The 2,810-nt window shown below is 44.3% G+C and carries 4 protein-coding genes; all 4 read right to left on the minus strand.

Features of this window, described 5'->3' with window-relative positions; translation table 11 throughout:
* Positions 1-708: tRNA pseudouridine(38-40) synthase TruA (truA, locus tag RAC86_RS37490; protein WP_377886836.1), on the minus strand; the 708-nt coding region annotated here is incomplete at its 3' end.
* Positions 709-717: 9 nt separating this feature from the next.
* Entirely contained in the window at positions 718-1,515 is a 798-nt protein-coding gene (locus RAC86_RS37495) for an energy-coupling factor transporter transmembrane component T family protein (protein WP_072565637.1), read from the minus strand.
* Positions 1,512-2,381: an energy-coupling factor ABC transporter ATP-binding protein gene (locus RAC86_RS37500; protein ID WP_072182896.1), complete on the minus strand. Its 870-nt coding sequence runs from the start codon at positions 2,379-2,381 to the stop codon at positions 1,512-1,514. The genes RAC86_RS37495 and RAC86_RS37500 overlap by 4 nt, the downstream gene beginning before the upstream one ends.
* The coding region (locus RAC86_RS37505) for an ATP-binding cassette domain-containing protein (RefSeq protein WP_377886837.1) at positions 2,357-2,810 on the minus strand (454 nt) is incomplete at its 5' end. The genes RAC86_RS37500 and RAC86_RS37505, both read right to left, overlap by 25 nt.

The following is a 2,810-nucleotide window of genomic DNA, read 5'->3' on the forward strand; positions in this document are numbered from 1 at the left end:
ATGCCCCGGTGCTGTACGCCCTGCCGCTTCGCGATCCTTCGCTGCCAGCATGGATTTCACATCATCGGGAGAAATTTTTCCAATACCTGCATCAAGCAAAGTACCCGCAATAATTCTGACCATATTATATAAGAAACCGCTGCCTGTGATCCGCATTTGCAGGCCGTCATCCGTCTCAGTCCAATCAAGTTCGTAAATCGTTCTTACCTTGTCCTGCACTTCTGTTTTAACCGCACAAAAGCTCGTAAAATCATGTGTCCCTATAAGATGCTTTGCCGCTTCTCTCATGTTCTGCACATTAAGGTGATATGAAAAATGGTAAGCGTAATGCCGTTTAAATACGTCCGGGTGTTTCTCCGTGTATACAAAATAGCGATATTCTTTTTTGACTGCGCTAAATCGTGCATGGAACCCATCATCCGCAATTTCCGCCTGTTTGACTGCGATATCGTCCGGAAGCAGTGCATTTAAAGCATACGGCCATCTCTCCGCCGGGATAGACAGCGGAGTATCAAAATGAATCACCTGTCCGGCTGCGTGAACCCCGCTATCTGTTCTTCCTGACGAAACGACCGGAATTCTGTCTTTCGACTTATGCAGGACAGCCAAAGCCTTCTCAAGTTCATTCTGAACCGTTCTTTTTCCCGGCTGTACCTGATATCCATTAAACAAATGTCCGTCATAAGAAATCGTGCATTTCAGTCTCATACAGCACCTCTATGTCCTTAAGAAAAATAACAAAGCAGCCAAAATCATCAAGCTCACAATGACAGAAGTGTCTTTTCCTGTCCATACAAGCTTTCTGTATTTCGTACGTCCCTCTCCGCCTTGATATCCCCTGGCTTCCATTGCCACAGCAAGCTCTTCGGCGCGTTTGAATGCACTGACGAAGAGAGGGACAAGAAGCGGGACAATAGCCTTCACTCTGTCTTTGACAGGTCCGCTTGTAAAATCAACGCCTCGCGCCATCTGAGCCTTCATGATCTTATCTGTCTCCTCCATCAAGGTCGGAATAAACCGCAAAGAAATTGACATCATAAGAGCAAGCTCATGAACAGGAAGCTTTATTTTTTTCAATGGATTCAGCAGCTGCTCCATTCCATCGGTAATCTCAATCGGTGTTGTCGTCAGCGTTAATAAGGTTGTAATTAAAATCAAATAGACGAATCTAAGAGAAATGAATATCCCTTGGACCAAACCGCCCTCATAGACTTTGAAAACACCTAATTGAAAAATAACCGCTCCTTCATGTGTCATTAAAATGTGAAGAAGGAACGTAAAGAGGACAATCCAGATGATTGGCTTTAGCCCTTTCATTAAAAAAGAGAAAGGAACTCTTGTTAAAGAAACGACGCCTACAGTAAATAATCCAAGAAGCGCATATGTCTGTACATTATTGGCTAGAAATACGATGCAGACAAATAAAAAGATCGTAATGAGTTTTGTTCTGGGATCAAGCCGATGTACAAGTGAAGAGCCTGGTACATACTTGCCGATAATCATGCTGTCCATCATAAGGTCTTCTCCCCCTGAAAAAGAGCACGGATTTCAGCAGCAGCATCTTCAATTGTGAGCATAGGCTCTTTAAATCTGACGCCCAGTGCAGCTTCCAACTGTCTTTGAAATTTTATCGTTTCCGGAAGATCCAGCCCCCATCCAGCCATCTCTTCACCTTTTAAAAACAAATCACGCGGACTGCCTGATGCTTGTATCGTTCCTTTATGCATAACGATCATTTCATCAGCGTATGCAGCCGCATCCTCCATGCTGTGTGTCACAAGGATCGTCGTCAGATTTCCCCGTTGATGAAGCTCATAAAACATGTCCATAATCTCTTTTCGCCCTCTTGGGTCCAATCCTGCAGTCGGTTCATCAAGAACAAGCACTTCAGGGTCCATTGCAAGTACGCCGGCAATTGCAACTCTGCGCATTTGCCCCCCACTTAATTCAAAAGGCGACCTGTCCAAAAGTTCTTCTGATAAACCTACAAGCTTCAGCATCTCTCTCGCTTTTTGTTCAGCATCTTCTTTTTTCACACCAAAGTTCATCGGTCCGAATGAAATATCTTTGAGAACTGTCTCTTCGAATAATTGATGCTCAGGAAATTGGAAAACGATTCCGACTTTTTTACGAAGGGTTTTCAGCTCTTTATTCTTTTTCCCTGCCTGAATAACTGTGCTGCCTAGTGATATCTGTCCCTTCGTCGGCTTCAGAAGACCATTCAGGTGCTGAAGAAGAGTGGACTTGCCAGAGCCTGTATGCCCAATAACGGCTACGTAGCTGCCTTCTTTAATCGATGCATTGATATCATACAGTGCAAGGCGCTCAAACGGCGTCTTCATCTGATAACGATGTTCTACATCTTTGATTGTAATGTCCATAGCTCTTTCACCAGCCCTTCCTGAGTCAAATGATTTTCTTCCAAAGCCAGTCCATTTTCTCTTAAAAGCTGGCTAAGCTGGAATGAGAAGGGTAAATCAAGCCCAATTCGAACAAGTTCTTTATTCAATTTAAAAATCTCTTCAGGCAGCCCTTCGGCATATTTCTTACCGCCATTCATCACAATGATCCTGTCTGCTTTCGCTGCCTCATTCAGATCATGTGTGATGGAAATGACAGTCGCCATGCCTTGCTCCTTTAAATGTCTTACCGTTTCAAGCACTTCTTCTCGCCCAATCGGGTCAAGCATGGATGTTGCTTCATCTAAGATAATAATATCAGGACGTGCGGCAATAACACCCGCAATCGCAACTCTCTGCTTTTGGCCTCCGGAGAGATGGTGCGGCTCTTGATCGAGAAAATCTTGCATG

It is taken from the genome of Bacillus sp. LR_5 (assembly GCF_042709275.1).

Coding starts and splice junctions, on each gene's coding strand:
- RAC86_RS37500 (WP_072182896.1), bottom strand. CDS start 2,381: ATGGACATTACAATCAAAGATGTAGAACATCGTTATCAGATGAAGACG.
- RAC86_RS37495 (WP_072565637.1), bottom strand. CDS start 1,515: ATGATGGACAGCATGATTATCGGCAAGTATGTACCAGGCTCTTCACTT.